This window comes from Pseudomonas sp. R5-89-07 (assembly GCF_003851685.1).
In the GTDB taxonomy this organism is placed as follows: Bacteria; Pseudomonadota; Gammaproteobacteria; order Pseudomonadales; family Pseudomonadaceae; genus Aquipseudomonas.
In genome coordinates, this window is sequence record NZ_CP027727.1 from 4,223,006 (window position 1) to 4,238,019 (window position 15,014).

At 61.3% G+C, this 15,014-nt stretch carries 14 protein-coding genes; 7 read left to right on the forward strand and 7 right to left on the reverse strand.

Features of this window, described 5'->3' with window-relative positions:
* Window positions 1-40: 40 nt before the first annotated feature.
* The 3 genes from flgG to C4J94_RS19215 all read right to left on the reverse strand — a co-directional run bounded on the left by flgG (window position 41) and on the right by C4J94_RS19215 (window position 3,503).
* A complete protein-coding gene (gene flgG, locus C4J94_RS19205) occupies window positions 41-826 on the reverse strand; it encodes a flagellar basal-body rod protein FlgG (RefSeq protein WP_057721328.1) in 786 nt (261 codons plus the stop codon).
* 70 nt (window positions 827-896) lie between these two features.
* Window positions 897-1,637 (reverse strand): flagellar basal body rod protein FlgF, encoded by a 741-nt coding sequence (locus C4J94_RS19210; RefSeq protein ID WP_124387599.1) that lies wholly within the window; start codon window positions 1,635-1,637, stop codon window positions 897-899.
* Window positions 1,638-1,940: 303 nt separating this feature from the next.
* Window positions 1,941-3,503, reverse strand: a complete 1,563-nt coding sequence (locus tag C4J94_RS19215) for a sigma-54-dependent transcriptional regulator (RefSeq protein ID WP_124387600.1) — start codon at window positions 3,501-3,503, stop codon at window positions 1,941-1,943.
* 256 nt (window positions 3,504-3,759) lie between these two features.
* On the opposite strand from C4J94_RS19215, the gene phhA reads away from it, so the two are divergent.
* The 3 genes from phhA (at window position 3,760) to C4J94_RS19230 (ending at window position 6,211) form a co-directional block, all read left to right on the forward strand.
* The gene (phhA, locus tag C4J94_RS19220) at window positions 3,760-4,578 is read left to right on the forward strand and encodes a phenylalanine 4-monooxygenase (protein ID WP_124387601.1); all 819 of its coding nucleotides are present in this window, start codon (window positions 3,760-3,762) and stop codon (window positions 4,576-4,578) included.
* An 83-nt stretch (window positions 4,579-4,661) separates the two neighbouring features.
* Entirely contained in the window at window positions 4,662-5,018 is a 357-nt protein-coding gene (locus C4J94_RS19225; protein ID WP_124387602.1) for a 4a-hydroxytetrahydrobiopterin dehydratase, read from the forward strand.
* The gene (locus C4J94_RS19230) at window positions 5,018-6,211 is read left to right on the forward strand and encodes an amino acid aminotransferase (RefSeq protein ID WP_124387603.1); all 1,194 of its coding nucleotides are present in this window, start codon (window positions 5,018-5,020) and stop codon (window positions 6,209-6,211) included. Before C4J94_RS19225 ends, C4J94_RS19230 begins: the two co-directional genes overlap by 1 nt.
* Before the next feature lie 211 nt (window positions 6,212-6,422).
* Here C4J94_RS19230 and C4J94_RS19235 read toward each other — a convergent pair whose 3' ends face one another.
* Window positions 6,423-7,232 carry a UDP-2,3-diacylglucosamine diphosphatase gene (locus C4J94_RS19235; RefSeq protein ID WP_124387604.1) on the reverse strand — a complete coding sequence of 270 codons (810 nt, stop codon included), beginning with the start codon at window positions 7,230-7,232 and terminating at the stop codon, window positions 6,423-6,425.
* 142 nt (window positions 7,233-7,374) lie between these two features.
* On the opposite strand from C4J94_RS19235, the gene C4J94_RS19240 reads away from it, so the two are divergent.
* Complete coding sequence (locus C4J94_RS19240; RefSeq protein ID WP_124387605.1) at window positions 7,375-8,256, forward strand: DMT family transporter; 882 nt, start codon at window positions 7,375-7,377, stop codon at window positions 8,254-8,256.
* On the opposite strand, the gene C4J94_RS19245 is transcribed toward C4J94_RS19240, so the two are convergent.
* On the reverse strand, window positions 8,257-8,544 hold the full coding sequence (locus C4J94_RS19245) for a SelT/SelW/SelH family protein (protein ID WP_124387606.1): 288 nt from the start codon (window positions 8,542-8,544) through the stop codon (window positions 8,257-8,259).
* A gap of 83 nt (window positions 8,545-8,627) precedes the next feature.
* Here C4J94_RS19245 and C4J94_RS19250 point away from each other — a divergent pair, with 83 nt between their 5' ends.
* Window positions 8,628-10,817: a patatin-like phospholipase family protein gene (locus C4J94_RS19250; RefSeq protein WP_124389020.1), complete on the forward strand. Its 2,190-nt coding sequence runs from the start codon at window positions 8,628-8,630 to the stop codon at window positions 10,815-10,817.
* A 129-nt stretch (window positions 10,818-10,946) separates the two neighbouring features.
* Here the strand turns inward: C4J94_RS19250 and C4J94_RS19255 are convergent, their stop codons facing one another.
* Together C4J94_RS19255 and recQ are read right to left on the reverse strand one after the other, a co-directional pair.
* On the reverse strand, window positions 10,947-11,381 hold the full coding sequence (locus C4J94_RS19255) for a MarR family transcriptional regulator (RefSeq protein WP_124387607.1): 435 nt from the start codon (window positions 11,379-11,381) through the stop codon (window positions 10,947-10,949).
* A 121-nt stretch (window positions 11,382-11,502) separates the two neighbouring features.
* Window positions 11,503-13,629, reverse strand: coding sequence for a DNA helicase RecQ (gene recQ, locus C4J94_RS19260; protein ID WP_124387608.1), 2,127 nt, complete (start codon window positions 13,627-13,629; stop codon window positions 11,503-11,505).
* Between the two features lie 277 nt (window positions 13,630-13,906).
* On the opposite strand from recQ, the gene C4J94_RS19265 reads away from it, so the two are divergent.
* Entirely contained in the window at window positions 13,907-14,494 is a 588-nt protein-coding gene (locus C4J94_RS19265; protein WP_124387609.1) for a YecA family protein, read from the forward strand.
* A 20-nt stretch (window positions 14,495-14,514) separates the two neighbouring features.
* Entirely contained in the window at window positions 14,515-14,898 is a 384-nt protein-coding gene (locus C4J94_RS19270; RefSeq protein ID WP_124387610.1) for a YbaN family protein, read from the forward strand.
* The last annotated feature ends 116 nt before the right edge of the window (window positions 14,899-15,014 follow it).

A 15,014-nucleotide genomic window follows, 5' to 3' on the forward strand; every position in this document is an offset into this window, starting at 1 on the left:
ACGGTGTTGCAGGCGCTTTCAAGGGCGCCCCATAGACTGATTACAGATTCTGCGTTACGAACGAAAGCATCTGGTCGGCGGTGGAAATCACCTTGGAGTTCATCTCGTAGGCGCGCTGGGTGGTGATCATGTTGACCATCTCCTCAACCGTGCTGACGTTGGAGGTTTCCAGGGTGCTTTGCAGCGTGGTACCGAAACCGTTCAGGCCAGGGGTGCCGATTTGCGGCGCGCCGCTGGAGGCGGTCTCGAGGAACAGGTTGTTGCCCATGGCCTGCAGGCCGGCCGGGTTGATGAAGTCGGCGGTTTGCAAGTTGCCGATCACTTGCGACGCGGGGTTGCCGGCCACGGTGATCGACACGGTGCCGTCGTTGCCGACGGTGAAGGTCTTGGCGTCTGCCGGAACCACGACGGCTGGCTCCAGGGCGAAACCGTTGGCGGTCACGATCTGGCCGTTGGAATCCAGGTGAAAAGTACCGTCACGGGTGTAAGACGTGGTGCCATCCGGTTGCAGGATCTGGAAGAAACCACGGCCGTTGATCGCCATGTCCAGCGGCTGACCGGTCTGTTGCAGGTTACCGGCGCTGAAGTTTTTCTGGGTGCCGACAATCTGCACACCGGTACCCAGTTGCAGGCCCGACGGCAGTTCGCTGTCCTGGGTCGACTGGGCGCCTGGCTGGCGCTTGATCTGATAGAGCAAGTCCTGGAATTCGGCGCGATCACGTTTGAAACCCGTGGTCGACACGTTCGCCAGGTTGTTGGAAATGGTCGTCAGGTTGGTGTCCTGGGCGGACAGGCCTGTCTTGGCAACCCATAGAGCCGGAAGCATGCTGTTCTCCTTCGTGCGCCTGTTTGTTGGCGCCGTGCTGCGCTGTTTATTTAAAAGCCAATTAAGGCAATTAGCTCATCTGCATGACGCGAGTCATGGCCTGATCGTCTTCTTTAGCGCTGTTCATCATCTTGATGTGCAGCTCGAACTGCTTGGAAAGCGCCAGTACCGCAGTCATTTCCTCCACGGCGTTGACGTTGCTCGCCTGCAGGAAGCCCGAGGTCAGCTTGACGTTCGCGTCGGCCTGGGCCGGCTGGCCATCCTTGGTGTGGATGGTGCCGTCCAAACCTTTGGTCATGTTCTTGAGGTCAGGCTGGACCATCTTGATCCGGTCCACTTCCGCCATCACCCGTGGGCCCTCGCCCATGGCGCGGATGCTGATGGTGCCGTCGGCGCCCACTTCGATTTTCTGCTGGGGCGGCACGGCGATCGGGCCGCCGTTGCCCATGATCGGCATACCGTTGCCCGCCCGCAGCACGCCCAGTGCATCCACGTTCATGCTGGCACTGCGCACGTAGGCTTCGCTGCCATCCGGGGTTTGCACGGCCATCCAGCCGTCGCCGCTGACGGCCACGTCCAGGTCACGACCGGTTTCAATCATCGCGCCCGGGGAGAAGTCGGTGGCTGGCCGCTCGGTCATCGCAAAGGCCCGCGCCGGAAAGCTGTCACCGAACACCGGCATCGACCGCGCCTGCTCCAGGTCACGCTGGAAACCGTTGGTGGAAATGTTCGCCAGATTGTTGGCATGGGCCTTCTGCGCCAGAGCATTTTGGCTGGCGCCGGTCATTGCCACATAAAGGTACTTGTCCACGCTCTATCCTCTTTCTGACGGACGCTTGCCGCCCACCGCTGTACTGATGAGGCTTAAGCAATTTGCGAACCAACTTTTTAAAATTGGCTCAAGCACAGGCGGGGCGGGGGTTTGCGGGTGCGATGCAAGATTGCGAGCGTGGGTCAGAGTCGAAAAAACGGCGGACTACTGCCGCTAACGGCAAGCCTCGGCCTTGAATACGACACAAATCCAATGTGGGAGGGGGCTTGCCCCCGATAGCGGTGGGTCAGTCCAAAAGTGTATGGCTGATATACCGCTATCGGGGGCAAGCCCCCTCCCACATTACTTGCCGGTCTTGAGGATTTCGTAGTCGCGCAGTTTGTTGGCGATGGTGGTGTGGGATACATCCAGGCGCTTGCCCAATTGCCGACTGCTGGGATGCTCGGCGTACAAGGCTTCCAGAACAGCCTTCTCGAACCGCCCGACGATGGCCTCCAGCCCGCCTTCCAACGAGAAATCGCCAAGGGGCTGGCGCATGCCGTAATCCGGCAAGCGAATATGCTCAAGCTTGACCGTCCCGCCTTCGCACAGCGAAACCGCCTGGAACAGCACGTTCTCCAATTGCCGCACATTGCCCGGCCAGTGATAGTGGCTGAGCTTGTCCATCGCGGCAGGCGCCAACTTGGGCAGCGGGCAGCCAATCTGCCGGCTGGCCTGGTCGAGGAAATGCTCGACCAGGGGTGCGAGGCCGTCAAGGCATTCGCGCAGGGGCGGGATGTGCAGCGACAGCACGTTCAGGCGGTGATACAGGTCCTGGCGAAATTCGCCACGGGCGCACAACTCGGACAAATCCACCTGTGTCGCGCAGATGACCCGCACGTCGAGGTACACCTCTTCATCACTGCCCACGCGGCGAAAGCAGCCGTCCTGCAAAAAGCGCAGCAGTTTTACCTGCAGGCGTGCACTCATTTCCCCGACCCCGTCGAGAAACAACGTACCGCCGGCGGTCAGTTCCAGCAGCCCGAGTTTGCCTTCGGCCCGTGCGCCTTCGAACGCGCCGGGGCCATAGCCAAACAGCTCGGTCTCGGCCATTGACTCAGGCAAGCCCGCGCAGTTGAGCGCCATCAAGGGCGACTGACCACGCGGGCTGGCGAGGTGGCAGGCACGGGCCAGCAGCTCTTTGCCGGTACCGGTTTCGCCCTCTATTAATAGCGGCGCATCCAGTGGTGCCATGCGCCGGGCTTCGCGCACCACGGCGGCCATCACCTTGGAACTCTGGAAGATGCTGTCAAAGCCGCGCAGCTCCTGCTTGCGCACGTTGTAAATGCGCTCGCCCACCCGGTCGGCGCGGTGCAGGGTCAACACCGCGCCGGCCATGGCTTCGCTGTCATCATGTTCGGAAGACTGCAGCGGCGCGATGTCCGCCAGGAATACATCACCCTTGACCTTGACCCGCAGACCATTGATCCGCGATTTGCTGGCGCGCACCAGCTCCGGCAAATCGAAGTCTTCGGCATAGCGCGACAAGGGAATCCCTGGCACTTCATCCACCCGCACGCCGAGCAACTGCGCCGCCGCACGGTTGGCCGCAACGATGGAGCCGCCCATGTCGATGGACAACACCGGAAACTCCAGGGCGCCGAGCAGCGCATTGAGCTCCATGTGCCGACGCTCGCTGGGCATCAGCCCTACCCTTTTTACGCCGAATACGCCGGCTATCGCCTCGAACTGCGGGCGCAACGCCTGGAACTGCATGTTCACCAGGTTAGGGCAGAACAGATAGATGGCATTGCCATGCTCGCCGCCGACCTCGCCCTTGGCAACGTTCACGCCGTACTCCACCAGCAGGTTGAGGATGTCCCGCAGGATGCCGATGCGGTTCTGGCAATGCACTTTGATACGCATGAAAGGGCTCGAAAGTGGATAGGCGCTGCGGCTTTTTGCCGCTGGGCGCAGATAGTCGTCAAGATTATGTGACAGCCCGCGAGCTTTTCCCAGCCCAATGCAGCGCAGGGCGCCACATCCGTAACGAATAGTTTACGAAATCCAGTAACTTTTCCTACCTTGAGGCCTTTGAGACCCGCGAAAACCTGCCTCGCACGGGTTATCAATAGAGACATCGCAGGACATAACAAGAACGAATGCCTAGCAGGAGAGCCGTATGAAGCAGACGCACTACGTGGCCCGCGAGCCCGATGCGCAAGGTTTTATCCACTACCCGCCCGAAGAACACGCGGTGTGGAACACCCTGATCACGCGCCAGTTGAAAGTGATCGAGGGCCGTGCCTGCCAGGAATACCTGGACGGCATCGACAAGCTCGGACTGCCCCTGGATCGCATCCCACAGCTGGGCGAAATCAACAAAGTGCTGGCTGAAACCACGGGCTGGCAAGTGGCCCGCGTGCCGGCGCTGATCCCCTTCCAGACTTTCTTCGAATTGCTCGCCAGCAAGCAGTTTCCGGTGGCAACCTTTATTCGTACCCGTGAAGAACTGGACTACCTGCAAGAGCCGGATATCTTTCACGAGATCTTTGGTCACTGCCCGCTACTGACCAACCCCTGGTTCGCCGAATTCACCCACACCTACGGCAAGCTCGGCCTGGCGGCCACCAAAGAGCAACGGGTGTACCTGGCGCGCCTGTACTGGATGACCATCGAGTTTGGCCTGGTGGACACTCCTGAAGGTCGGCGCATCTACGGTGGCGGTATTCTGTCGTCGCCCAAGGAAAGCGTGTATTGCCTGTCGGACGAGCCTGAACACCAGGCCTTCGACCCGCTGGAGGCGATGCGCACCCCTTATCGCATCGACATCCTGCAGCCGCTGTACTTCGTGCTGCCCGAGCTCAAGCGTCTGTTCGATGTGGCACAGGAAGACATCATGGGCATGGTGGAGCGCGGCATGCAGCTGGGCCTGCATGCGCCGCTCTTTACCCCAAAAGCAGCCTCCAAAACCCAAAGCCGCGTGAACCTTGTGTTTTAACGCCAGGTGAGTCTGTTCCCTGGCCGCGCGTTGCTTTAGGGTAACGCCACTGACCTTCAATCATTCGAATTCAGGACACCTTCATGACCACCTTGAACCAAGCCCATTGCGAAGCCTGCCGCGCCGACGCCCCGCAAGTCAGCGATGAAGAACTGCCGGTGTTGATCAAACAGATCCCGGACTGGAACATCGAAGTGCGCGACGGCGTGATGCAATTGGAAAAGGTCTTTTTGTTCAAGAACTTCAAGTTCGCCCTGGCCTTCACCAACGCCGTGGGTGACATCTCCGAAGCCGAAGGCCACCACCCTGGCCTGCTCACCGAATGGGGCAAAGTCACCGTGACCTGGTGGAGCCACTCCATCAAGGGCCTGCACCGCAACGACTTCATCATGGCCGCGCGCACCGATGAAGTGGCCAAGAGCGCCGAGGGTCGCAAGTAATGCATTTCGATGCGATTGGCCGCGTGCCCGGTGACCCGATCCTCGGGTTGATGGACCTGTACGCCCAGGATGCCAACCCGAACAAATTCGACTTGGGCGTGGGCGTCTACAAGGACGACCAGGGTCTGACGCCGATTCCGCACTCGGTCAAACTCGCCGAGCAGCGCCTGGTCGATAGCCAAACCACCAAGACCTACATCGGCGGTCACGGCGATGCAGCGTTCGGCGCATTGATCAGCCAACTGGTGCTTGGCGCCGATTCGGCCTTGCTCGGCGAACAACGGGCCGGCGCCACCCAGACGCCGGGCGGTACCGGCGCCCTGCGCCTGACGGCCGACTTCATCGCCCACAGCCTGCCCGGCCGTGGCGTGTGGCTGAGCGACCCGACCTGGCCGATCCACGAAACCCTATTCGCCAAAGCCGGACTCAAGGTCAGTCACTACCCCTACGTGGGCAGCGACAATCGCCTGGATGTGGCGGCGATGTTGGCCACTCTGTCCAGCGTGCCCAAGGGCGACGTGGTCCTGCTTCACGCGTGCTGCCATAACCCGACCGGGTTCGACCTGTCCCAGGATGACTGGCGCCAGGTGCTGCAGATCGTGCGCGAACGTCAATTGCTACCGCTGATCGATTTTGCCTACCAGGGCTTTGGCGACGGCCTGGAGCAAGATGCGTGGGCGGTGCGCTTGTTCGCCGCCGAACTGCCGGAAGTGTTGATCACCAGTTCGTGCTCGAAGAACTTCGGTTTGTACCGCGACCGCGTTGGCGCCTTGATCGTGTGTGCGGCGGATGCGCAAAAGCTTCTGGATGTGCGCAGTCAGTTGGCCAATATCGCGCGCAATTTGTGGTCCACGCCACCGGATCATGGCGCCGCCGTGGTCGCGACCATCCTGGGCGATGCCGAGCTGAAAAAGCAGTGGAGCGACGAAGTCGAAGCCATGCGTTTGCGCATCGCCCAATTGCGCGCCGGGCTGGTGGAAGCGCTGACGCCCCACGGCCTGGCCGAGCGGTTTGCGCACATCGGGACGCAGCGCGGAATGTTTTCCTATACCGGCTTGAGTGCCGAGCAGGTCAAGCAACTGCGTGAGAAGCACAGTGTGTACATGGTCAGTTCGGGACGGGCCAACGTGGCGGGGGTCGATGCCACCCGCCTAACCCTGCTGGCCCAGGCCATCGCCGACGTCTCCAACTGAATAAAACCGGAACAAAATGTGGGAGGGGTTAAGGATTTGTGTAGGAGCGAGCTTGCTCGCGAAAAACGTCAACGATAACGCGTGCTTTCTGAACGAACGCGGAGCCTGTGAGTTTTTCGCGAGCAAGCTCGCTCCTACTGAGGACGGTGTACACTTAACTGAATGGCATTAGGGCTTGCCCCCCTCCTATATTTTGACCGAGTCAGGACCTTCAGGTTACGGCCACCTCGGCCCTCAGTTGCGCTTCCCTGGCCTGCGCATCCGCCAACCGATACAACTCGATATGCCCATCCCAGTGCTCGATCAACGCCGTGCACGACTCCACCCAATCGCCACAATTGAGGTAATCCACCTCGCCCACCTTGCGGATCTCGGCATGGTGAATATGCCCGCACACCACCCCGTGCAACTCACGCTTGGTCACTTCGTGGGCGATGGCCTCTTCGAAATCGCTGATAAAACTCACGGCGGTTTTCACCTTGTGCTTCAAGTACGCCGACAGCGACCAATAACCATAGCCATAGCGCGCTCGCCAGTGATTGAGCCAACGGTTCAGGGTAAGGGTGAACTCGTAGGCCGAGTCGCCCAGGAAGGCGAGCCAGCGGTGATAACGGGTAATCACATCGAACTGATCGCCATGAATCACCAGCAGATGGCGGCCGTCGGCGGTGACATGCACGGCCTCGTCCACCAGCTGGATATTGCCCAGGATCAGCTTGGAGTAGCGCCTTAGAAACTCGTCATGGTTACCGGTGACGTAGATCACCTCGGTGCCACGCTTGGCCATGGTCAGCAGGCGACGGATGACGTTGGTGTGGGCTTGGGGCCAATACATGCCGCCGCGCATTTTCCAGCCATCGATAATGTCGCCGACCAGATACACCTTGTCGGCGTGGTAGCCCTTGAGAAAGTGCGACAAGTGCTCGGCCTGGCAATCCCGAGTGCCCAGATGCACATCGGAAATCCACAGGGTACGCACCCGTTGCTTGCGGCTGGGTTTGGCGAATTCGGCACGGGTCATGGGTGTCCCTCGACGCTGTTTTCGCGAGCTTGCGCCCTGGCGATTAATAGCCCGTGACAGCCGTGCGTCAGTCTGATGACAACGCGTCTGCCGCCAAGCGTTGTAGACTGCGCCCCTGTTACCCTTTGGCTCAAGGATCGCCATGACTCCCCGCTCAGCCCTCGGCGCCCTGCATATCGGCGCATTGATGTTTGGCCTTACCGGCGTATTCGGCAAGCTGGCGGCCGCCTCCCCCGCCATCATCGTATTCGGGCGGGCCGCGTTTGCGGTAATTGCCTTGGCGGTGTTTGCGCGCTTTGCCAGCCAGGCGCCATGGAGGCGGCTTGAATGGCGTGACTGGCGCCGCTTGCTCGTCAGCGGTGTGCTGCTGGCGGCGCATTGGGTGACGTTCTTTATTGCCGTAAAAGTGGCCGGCGTGGCGGTAGCAACGTTGGGCTTCACCGCCTTTCCAGCCTTTACGGTGATCCTCGAGGGGCTGATTTTCCGCGAGCGCATCCGCGCCAATGAAGTGCTGCTGGTGGCGTTGGTCACCGTAGGGCTGGTGTTGGTCACCCCGGACTTCAACCTGGCCAGCGAAGCCACCGGCGGCCTGTTGTGGGGGATCGCCTCCGGACTGCTGTTCTCCCTGCTGTCGCTGAATAACCGCGCCAGCTCCGGGCGCATTCCTGCAGTACAGGCCGCGTTGTGCCAGAACCTGATCGTTGCGGCCTGCCTGTTGCCCGTGGCAGCGCCGGGGCTTGCCGATGTACGCGCGCTGGACTGGCTGTGGATCGGCCTGCTCGGCGTGTTCTGTACCGGACTGGCCCATAGCCTGTTTGTCGCCAGCCTCGCGGTGATCAAGGCGCGCACCGCGTCGGTGGTGTTCGCCATGGAACCGGTCTACGGCATCACGGTGGCCTGGCTTCTGTTTGCCGAAACGCCGACCTTGCGCATGCTGCTGGGCGGCGCGCTGATCATTGTCGCCATCGTGTTGTCCGGGCTGATGGGCAGCGCCAGCCAGGCCAAGCAGCCGGCGGCGGCCTGACTACGGGGTACGATCGTTGTGGCCCAGGTCGCGCTGCGGGTCGATCTGGTCGCGCACGCGCTGCTTGAGCACCTTGGCCTCCGGGAAGCCACCGTCCGCCTTGCGCTCCCAGATCTGCACATCGTCGCAGGTGATGCGAAACGCGCCGCCGGTCGAGGGCGCCAGGGACACTTTGCCCACATCGTCGGCAAACGTACTCAACAACTCTTGAGCCAGCCACGCGGCACGCAACAGCCACTGACACTGGGTGCAATAGGTGATCACGATTTCGGGTTTACGTGCAGACATAAGGTGAAAGGCTCCTGCGTGACGGCTTCGGTGGATCGAGTGGCTATAATACCGGCCTTTATCGACCAGCCTTGAGATTCATGATGCGCCGCCTGTTGTCCTGCCTGTGCCTGTGCCTGTTGCCCCTTCTCGCCAATGCCGTTGACAGCCCACGTCCTAAAATCGGCCTGGTACTGTCTGGCGGCGCGGCGCGTGGCCTGGCGCATATCGGTGTGCTCAAGGCGTTGGAAGAACAAGGCATCCAGGTCGACGCGATTGCCGGTACCAGCATGGGCGCGGTGATCGGCGGGTTGTACGCCTCGGGCTACAAGATCGACGAGCTGGAAAAACTCGCGCTGAATATCGACTGGCAACAGGCGTTGTCCGACGCACCGCCGCGGGAAGACGTGCCGTTCCGGCGCAAGCAGGACGACCGCGACTTCCTGGTCAAACAGAAACTAAGCTTTCGCGACGACGGCAGCCTCGGCCTGCCGCTGGGTGTGATCCAGGGCCAGAACCTGGCGTTGCTGCTGGAAAGCATGTTCGCCCACAGCAGCAACACGCGTAACTTCGACAAGCTGCCGATTCCGTTCCGGGCCGTGGCCACCGACATCACCACCGGCGAAAAAGTCGTGTTCAGCAAGGGCCACCTGCCCCAGGTGATACGCGCCAGCATGTCGATTCCTGCGGTGTTCGCTCCAGTGGAGCTGGACGGGCGCCTGCTGGTGGACGGCGGCATGACCGACAACATTCCGCTGGATGTGGCGCGGGAAATGGGCGTGGACATCGCCATCGTGGTGGACATCGGCACCCCGCTACGCTCGCGCAAGCAATTGGCGACCGTGGTCGATGTGCTCAACCAGTCCATCACGTTGATGACCCGGCGTAACTCCGAGGAACAGCTCAAGGCCCTGCAACCCAGGGACATCTTGATCCAACCACCGCTGGCGGCCTATGGCGTGACGGATTTCGGACGCGCCAAGGATATGATCGACGCCGGCTACCGCGCCACGCGTGCCCTTGACTTGCGCCTGGCGCATCTGCGCCCCGCCGAACCGGTAGACCCGCAACTGACCGCCGCCCGCACGCCAGGCGAGCGCACCCCGATCATTACCGCCATTGAGGTGGAAAACGACTCCAAAGTCAGCGACGACGTGATCCGCTACTACATCCGCCAGGAACTGGGCGAGCCGCTCAACCTCGGCCGCCTGCAATCGGACATGGGCACGCTGTACGGCCTGGACTACTTCGAGCAGGTGCAATACCGCGTGGTGAAAAAGGCCAAGACCAACACCCTGGTCATCACTGCGCGCGGCAAACGCAGCGGTACCGATTACCTGCGCCTGGGCTTGAACCTGTCGGATGACATGCGCGGCGACAGCGCCTTCAACCTCGGCGCCAGCTACCGGGTGAACGGCATCAACCGCCTCGGCGCCGAATGGCTCACGCGCGTGCAGATCGGTGATCGCCAGGAGCTGTACAGCGAGTTCTACCAACCGATGGACACCGGGTCACGCTACTTCATCGCGCCTTATATCAGTGCTCAGTCGCAAAATGTCGAGCTGATGCTGGACAACGACCCCATCTCGGAATATCGGCTGGAACGCTACGGTTTTGGCTTGAATGTCGGGCGGCAGATCGGCAACAGCGGCGAGATCCGCTTCGGCGTGGGTGAAGCCTGGGGCAAGGCGGACGTGCGCATTGGCGACCACGACCTGCCAAGCGTGAGCTTCAGCGAGGGCTTCTATGAACTGAAATACTCGTTCGATTCGTTCGATAACGTGTATTTCCCGCACACCGGCGAAGACATCGCCCTGGCCTTCCGCGAGTTCGAGCCGGGGCTTGGCTCGGACCAGCGCTACCGCCAATGGGAGTTCAAGCTGGACAAGGCCATGAGCCACGGCCCCGATACCCTGATCCTGGGCGGACGCTACGGACGCACCCTGGATAAATCCGACGTGGTGATCTCCAGCTTCCTACTGGGTGGCGCGCGACAGTTGTCAGGCTTTCGCGAAGACGCGATTTCGGGCCAGAACGTCAGCCTGATGCGTGCGGTGTACTACCGTCGCCTTACGCCGCGCTCCTACCTGCCGCTGGATTTCCCGCTGTACCTGGGCGCCTCGGTGGAGCGCGGCCGGGCGTGGAACAACGACAACGAATTCGACAGCGGGTATATCAACGCGGCGAGCATTTTCCTTGGCTTTGATACCCCGCTGGGCCCGTTGAATTTCAGCTATGGGTTCAATGATGACAACCAGAAGGCAGTGTACCTGAACCTCGGCCAGACCTTCTGACCGAACGCAGAACAAATGTGGGAGGGGGCTTGCCCCCGATGGCGGTGTATCAGTCAAAAATGCTCCAACTGAACCACCGCTATCGGGGGCAAGCCCCCTCCCACCTTTTGATCTTCAATGGCCTTGGAATCAGGACTTTTCCAGATTCGCCAGGATGTGCCCGTGCACGCGCATGCACACCCGCAAATCCTCTTCATCCACGCCAACGAACAGTTCATGGCGCAACGCCGTGGCGATGGTCTCGATCTGGTCGATGAGGGGCCTGGCGCTGTCGCACAGCAGGATACGTTTGGCGCGGCGGTCTTCCACTACCGCTTGGCGCTGCACCAGACCTTGGCTTTCCAGGCTGTCGAGCAGCCGCGCCAGGGTCGGCCCTTCCACCCCGACACTTTGTGCCAATTCACGCTGAGTCGGTGCTTCGGTAAAACGGGCCAGGTGCAGCAGCACCAGCCACCGCGCCTGGGACAGCCCCAGCCCCGCCAAGCGGCGGTCCAGCTCAGCGCGCCAACCTCGGGACATTTGCGCCAACTGCATGCCAAAGCGGTGTTGATCGGTTAACGGCATAAAAAACTCATGTTTTAGACTGAAAATAAAGTGTGGCTAATTATTAGTCAGCTAAGCATGAGCCATGCCAGGAGGCAAGGCCCGGTATGTACTGATTCGTTACATTGTCGTAATTGGCACACTAAATTTCGAATTCGGACTGCAAAGCGGCACGTACGCAGTACAAAACGCCCTCCGGAACGCGTCCGGTGAACAGCGGCGCGATCTCCGCGACCGGTGGCAATTCGCCCTCTCCGTCGAGAAACGCATCCTGGATTTCGCCGAGCAAGTCCTCAGGCAAATCAAGGGCCTGTTCCAGCGACAACTGCTGCTTGCCGATGGCTTCGGCGAGCAACGTGTAGACGTTCTTTTCCGAGCACTGCAGTTGGCCGGCGATCTGCAGCGGGGTCATGCCGGCGCGGGCCAGGCTGATCAGTTCGTGGCGAATATCAGCGACTTCCCTGGGCGCTTCAGCCTGGCCTCCAAGTACCTCAAGGAAGGCCTGACCATAACGCTCCAGCTTGCGCGCACCCACGCCGCTGACCCTGGCCATCTCGGCCATGGTGGTGGGTTGCTCGCGAAGCATCTCCAGCAACGTGGAGTCAGGGAAGATGACATACGGCGGCACACTGTGTTCCTGCGCCAGGTTGCGGCGCAAGGTACGCAAGGCTTCCCACTGTTCGCGCTCCTCGCCACGCACCAGCTGGCTGGCCTGGCTGGTGCTGCTCTTGGCGGTGGTCTGCGGCTTGAGGTCGCGGCGCAGTTCCAGGCTGACCTCACCCTTGAGCAACGGCCGGCAGCTGTCGTTCAGGCGCAGGCCGCCATAGCCTTCGATATCGATGTCAACCAGCCCGCGCGCGACCATCTGGCGGAACAGTGAACGCCATTCGCCTTCGGCGCGGGCCTTGCCGACGCCGTAGACCGAGAGTTTCTCGTGGCCGAAGCTGCGGATTTTTTCGTTGTCCTTGCCCAGCAGCACATCCACCAGATGGCCCACGCCATAGCGCTGGCCGGTGCGGTAGATCGTCGACAGGGCCTGGCGCGCCGGCTCGGTAGCGTCCCAGGTCTGCACGCCGTCGGTGCAGTTATCACAATGGCCGCACGGTTGCGGCATGTCTTCGTCGAAGTACGCCAGCAGCGTCTGGCGGCGGCAGCGGGTCTCTTCACATAGCGAGAGCATGGCGTCGAGCTTGTGCTGCTCCAGGCGCTTGTGGCGCTCGTCGCCTTCGGAGTTCTGCAGCATCTGCTTGAGCATCACCACATCTTGCAGGCCGTAGACCATCCAGGCATCCGCCGGCAGGCCGTCACGGCCGGCGCGGCCGGTTTCCTGGTAATAGGCCTCGAGGGACTTGGGCAGGTCCATGTGCGCCACGAAACGCACGTTGGATTTGTCGATGCCCATGCCGAAGGCGATGGTCGCCACCATGATCAGGCCTTCCTCGTTGAGGAAGCGCTTCTGATGGGCCGAGCGTGTTTCATTGGGCAGGCCGGCGTGGTAAGGCAGCGCCGGGTAGCCTTGTTCACAGAGGAACGCAGCGACTTCATCGACCTTCTTGCGTGACAGGCAATACACGATGCCCGCATCGCTACGGCGCTCGGAGAGGAATGCCAGCAGCTGCTTGCGTGGCTGCTCCTTGGGCACGATGCGGTAGAAAATGTTCGGCCGGTCAAAGCTCGACAGGAAGCGCTCGGCGTTCTGCAAATGCAGGCGCTCGACGATCTCTTCGCGGGTCCGCTTGTCGGCAGTGGCGGTCAGGGCAATACGCGGCACATCGGGGAACAGCTCCGCCAGTTGACCGAGCTGCAGGTATTCGCGGCGGAAGTCGTGGCCCCACTGCGACACACAGTGGGCTTCGTCGATGGCGAACAGGGCAATTTCCAGGCTCTGCAGGAACGCTAGCATGCGCGGCTGCACCAGCCGTTCCGGCGCCAGGTAAAGCATCTTCACTTCGCCGCGCTTGATCCGCGCCGCCAGGTCGCGCTGCTGCTCGGCACTGAGGGTGGAGTTCAGGGACGCGGCGGCGACACCAAGCTCTTCCAGGGTGGCGACCTGATCGTCCATCAATGCGATCAGCGGCGATACCACCACCGCCAGGCCATTGCGCAACAGCGCCGGTACCTGGAAGCACAACGACTTGCCGCCACCGGTAGGCATCAGGACCAGGGCATCGCCGCCACTGGCCACGCGCTCAATGATCGCACCCTGGCGGCCACGAAAACTGTCGTAGCCGAAGATGTCCTTGAGGACGCGTTGAGCCTGCTCGAGCATGTAAAACTCCAAAATGGTGCCGAAATCCCTCTGTACAGGCTGGCCGAAAAAATCCGCTTTCATAGAAAATAATCCGTAAGCGAAGTTTTCCCGGAGTGCTGCATGGCCTGCAGGGGCATCACAAAACGCGGCAGTATACCCGAGCGTTCACCGGCAAAGGGCGCGACTGACGAATAGACCGCCGCCGTCTAAAACCTTGCAAAAATGCACTGCGGCTGGCCTGGGCGCTCAAGAAAGCCTAGAATTCAGCATCGTTTATTCCCAAGGTAGTCCTTCAATGTCCTTCGCTGAGCAACTAACCCGCCTGCAAGCCTTCCTCGACGCCGATGAGCTGCATGACGAGGCGCTGGACTACGTGGCCGCCCACGGCTACCTGACCGCGCTGTCGATCTGCGCCGAAGAGGTGCCCGAGCGTGAATGGATCGACGCGCTGTTCGCCGAAGAGCCTCACTACGCCGACGACGCCCAGCGCGAAGAAATCGAAGCCACCCTGCTGGCCCTCAAGGCCCACATCGGTCGCCAACTGGCCTCCGACGAGGAATTCGAGCTGCCTTGCGAGCTGGATCTGGGCGAAGAGCCGGACGATTCCGACCTGCGCGGCTGGTGCATCGGCTTCATGGAAGGCGTTTTCCTGCGCGAAGCCGCCTGGTTCGAAACCGCCGAAGAAGAAGTCAGCGAAATGCTGCTGCCGATCATGGTCGGTTCGGGCCTGTTCGACGACCAGCCGGAGTTCTCCGATATCGCCGCCGACGCCAACCTGATGGACGATATGATCGTGCAGATCCCCGAAGCCCTCACCGCGCTGTACCTGCTGTGCAACGCGCCTGACGAAAAACCGGCGATCCTCAAGCCACGCCACCACTGAGTCGCTTGCCCGTGGACCCCATGGGCACCCGCTCGCCGCTCCTGCGTTACGCGCTGCTGGCCATCGGCTGGCTGAGCGTAGCGCTGGGGGTTATCGGCATTTTCCTGCCGGTATTGCCGACTACACCCTTTCTCCTGCTGGCGGCTGCCTGCTTCGCGCGAAGCTCCCCGCGTTTCTACCACTGGCTGGTGGAACACCCACGCCTGGGCCCCTGGATCCGCGATTACCTGGACGGTAATGGTATCCCGCTAAAAGGCAAGGTCTACGCCATCGGCTTGATGTGGCTGAGCATCGCACTCTCCTGCTACCTGGTGCCCCTGCCCTGGGCACGAGGCTTCATGCTGACCAGTGCCGTACTGGTGACGATTTACATCCTGCGCCAGAAAACCCTGCCACCGCGCTGAGCACGCCTGCGACATTCGTCCTCACGCGACCTTGGTCGACACTGACTAACCCCAAGCATCATGCGAGACTGTCCAACCGGGCCCGGAATGCCCGGTGTTCCTATGCTCGGAGTTAC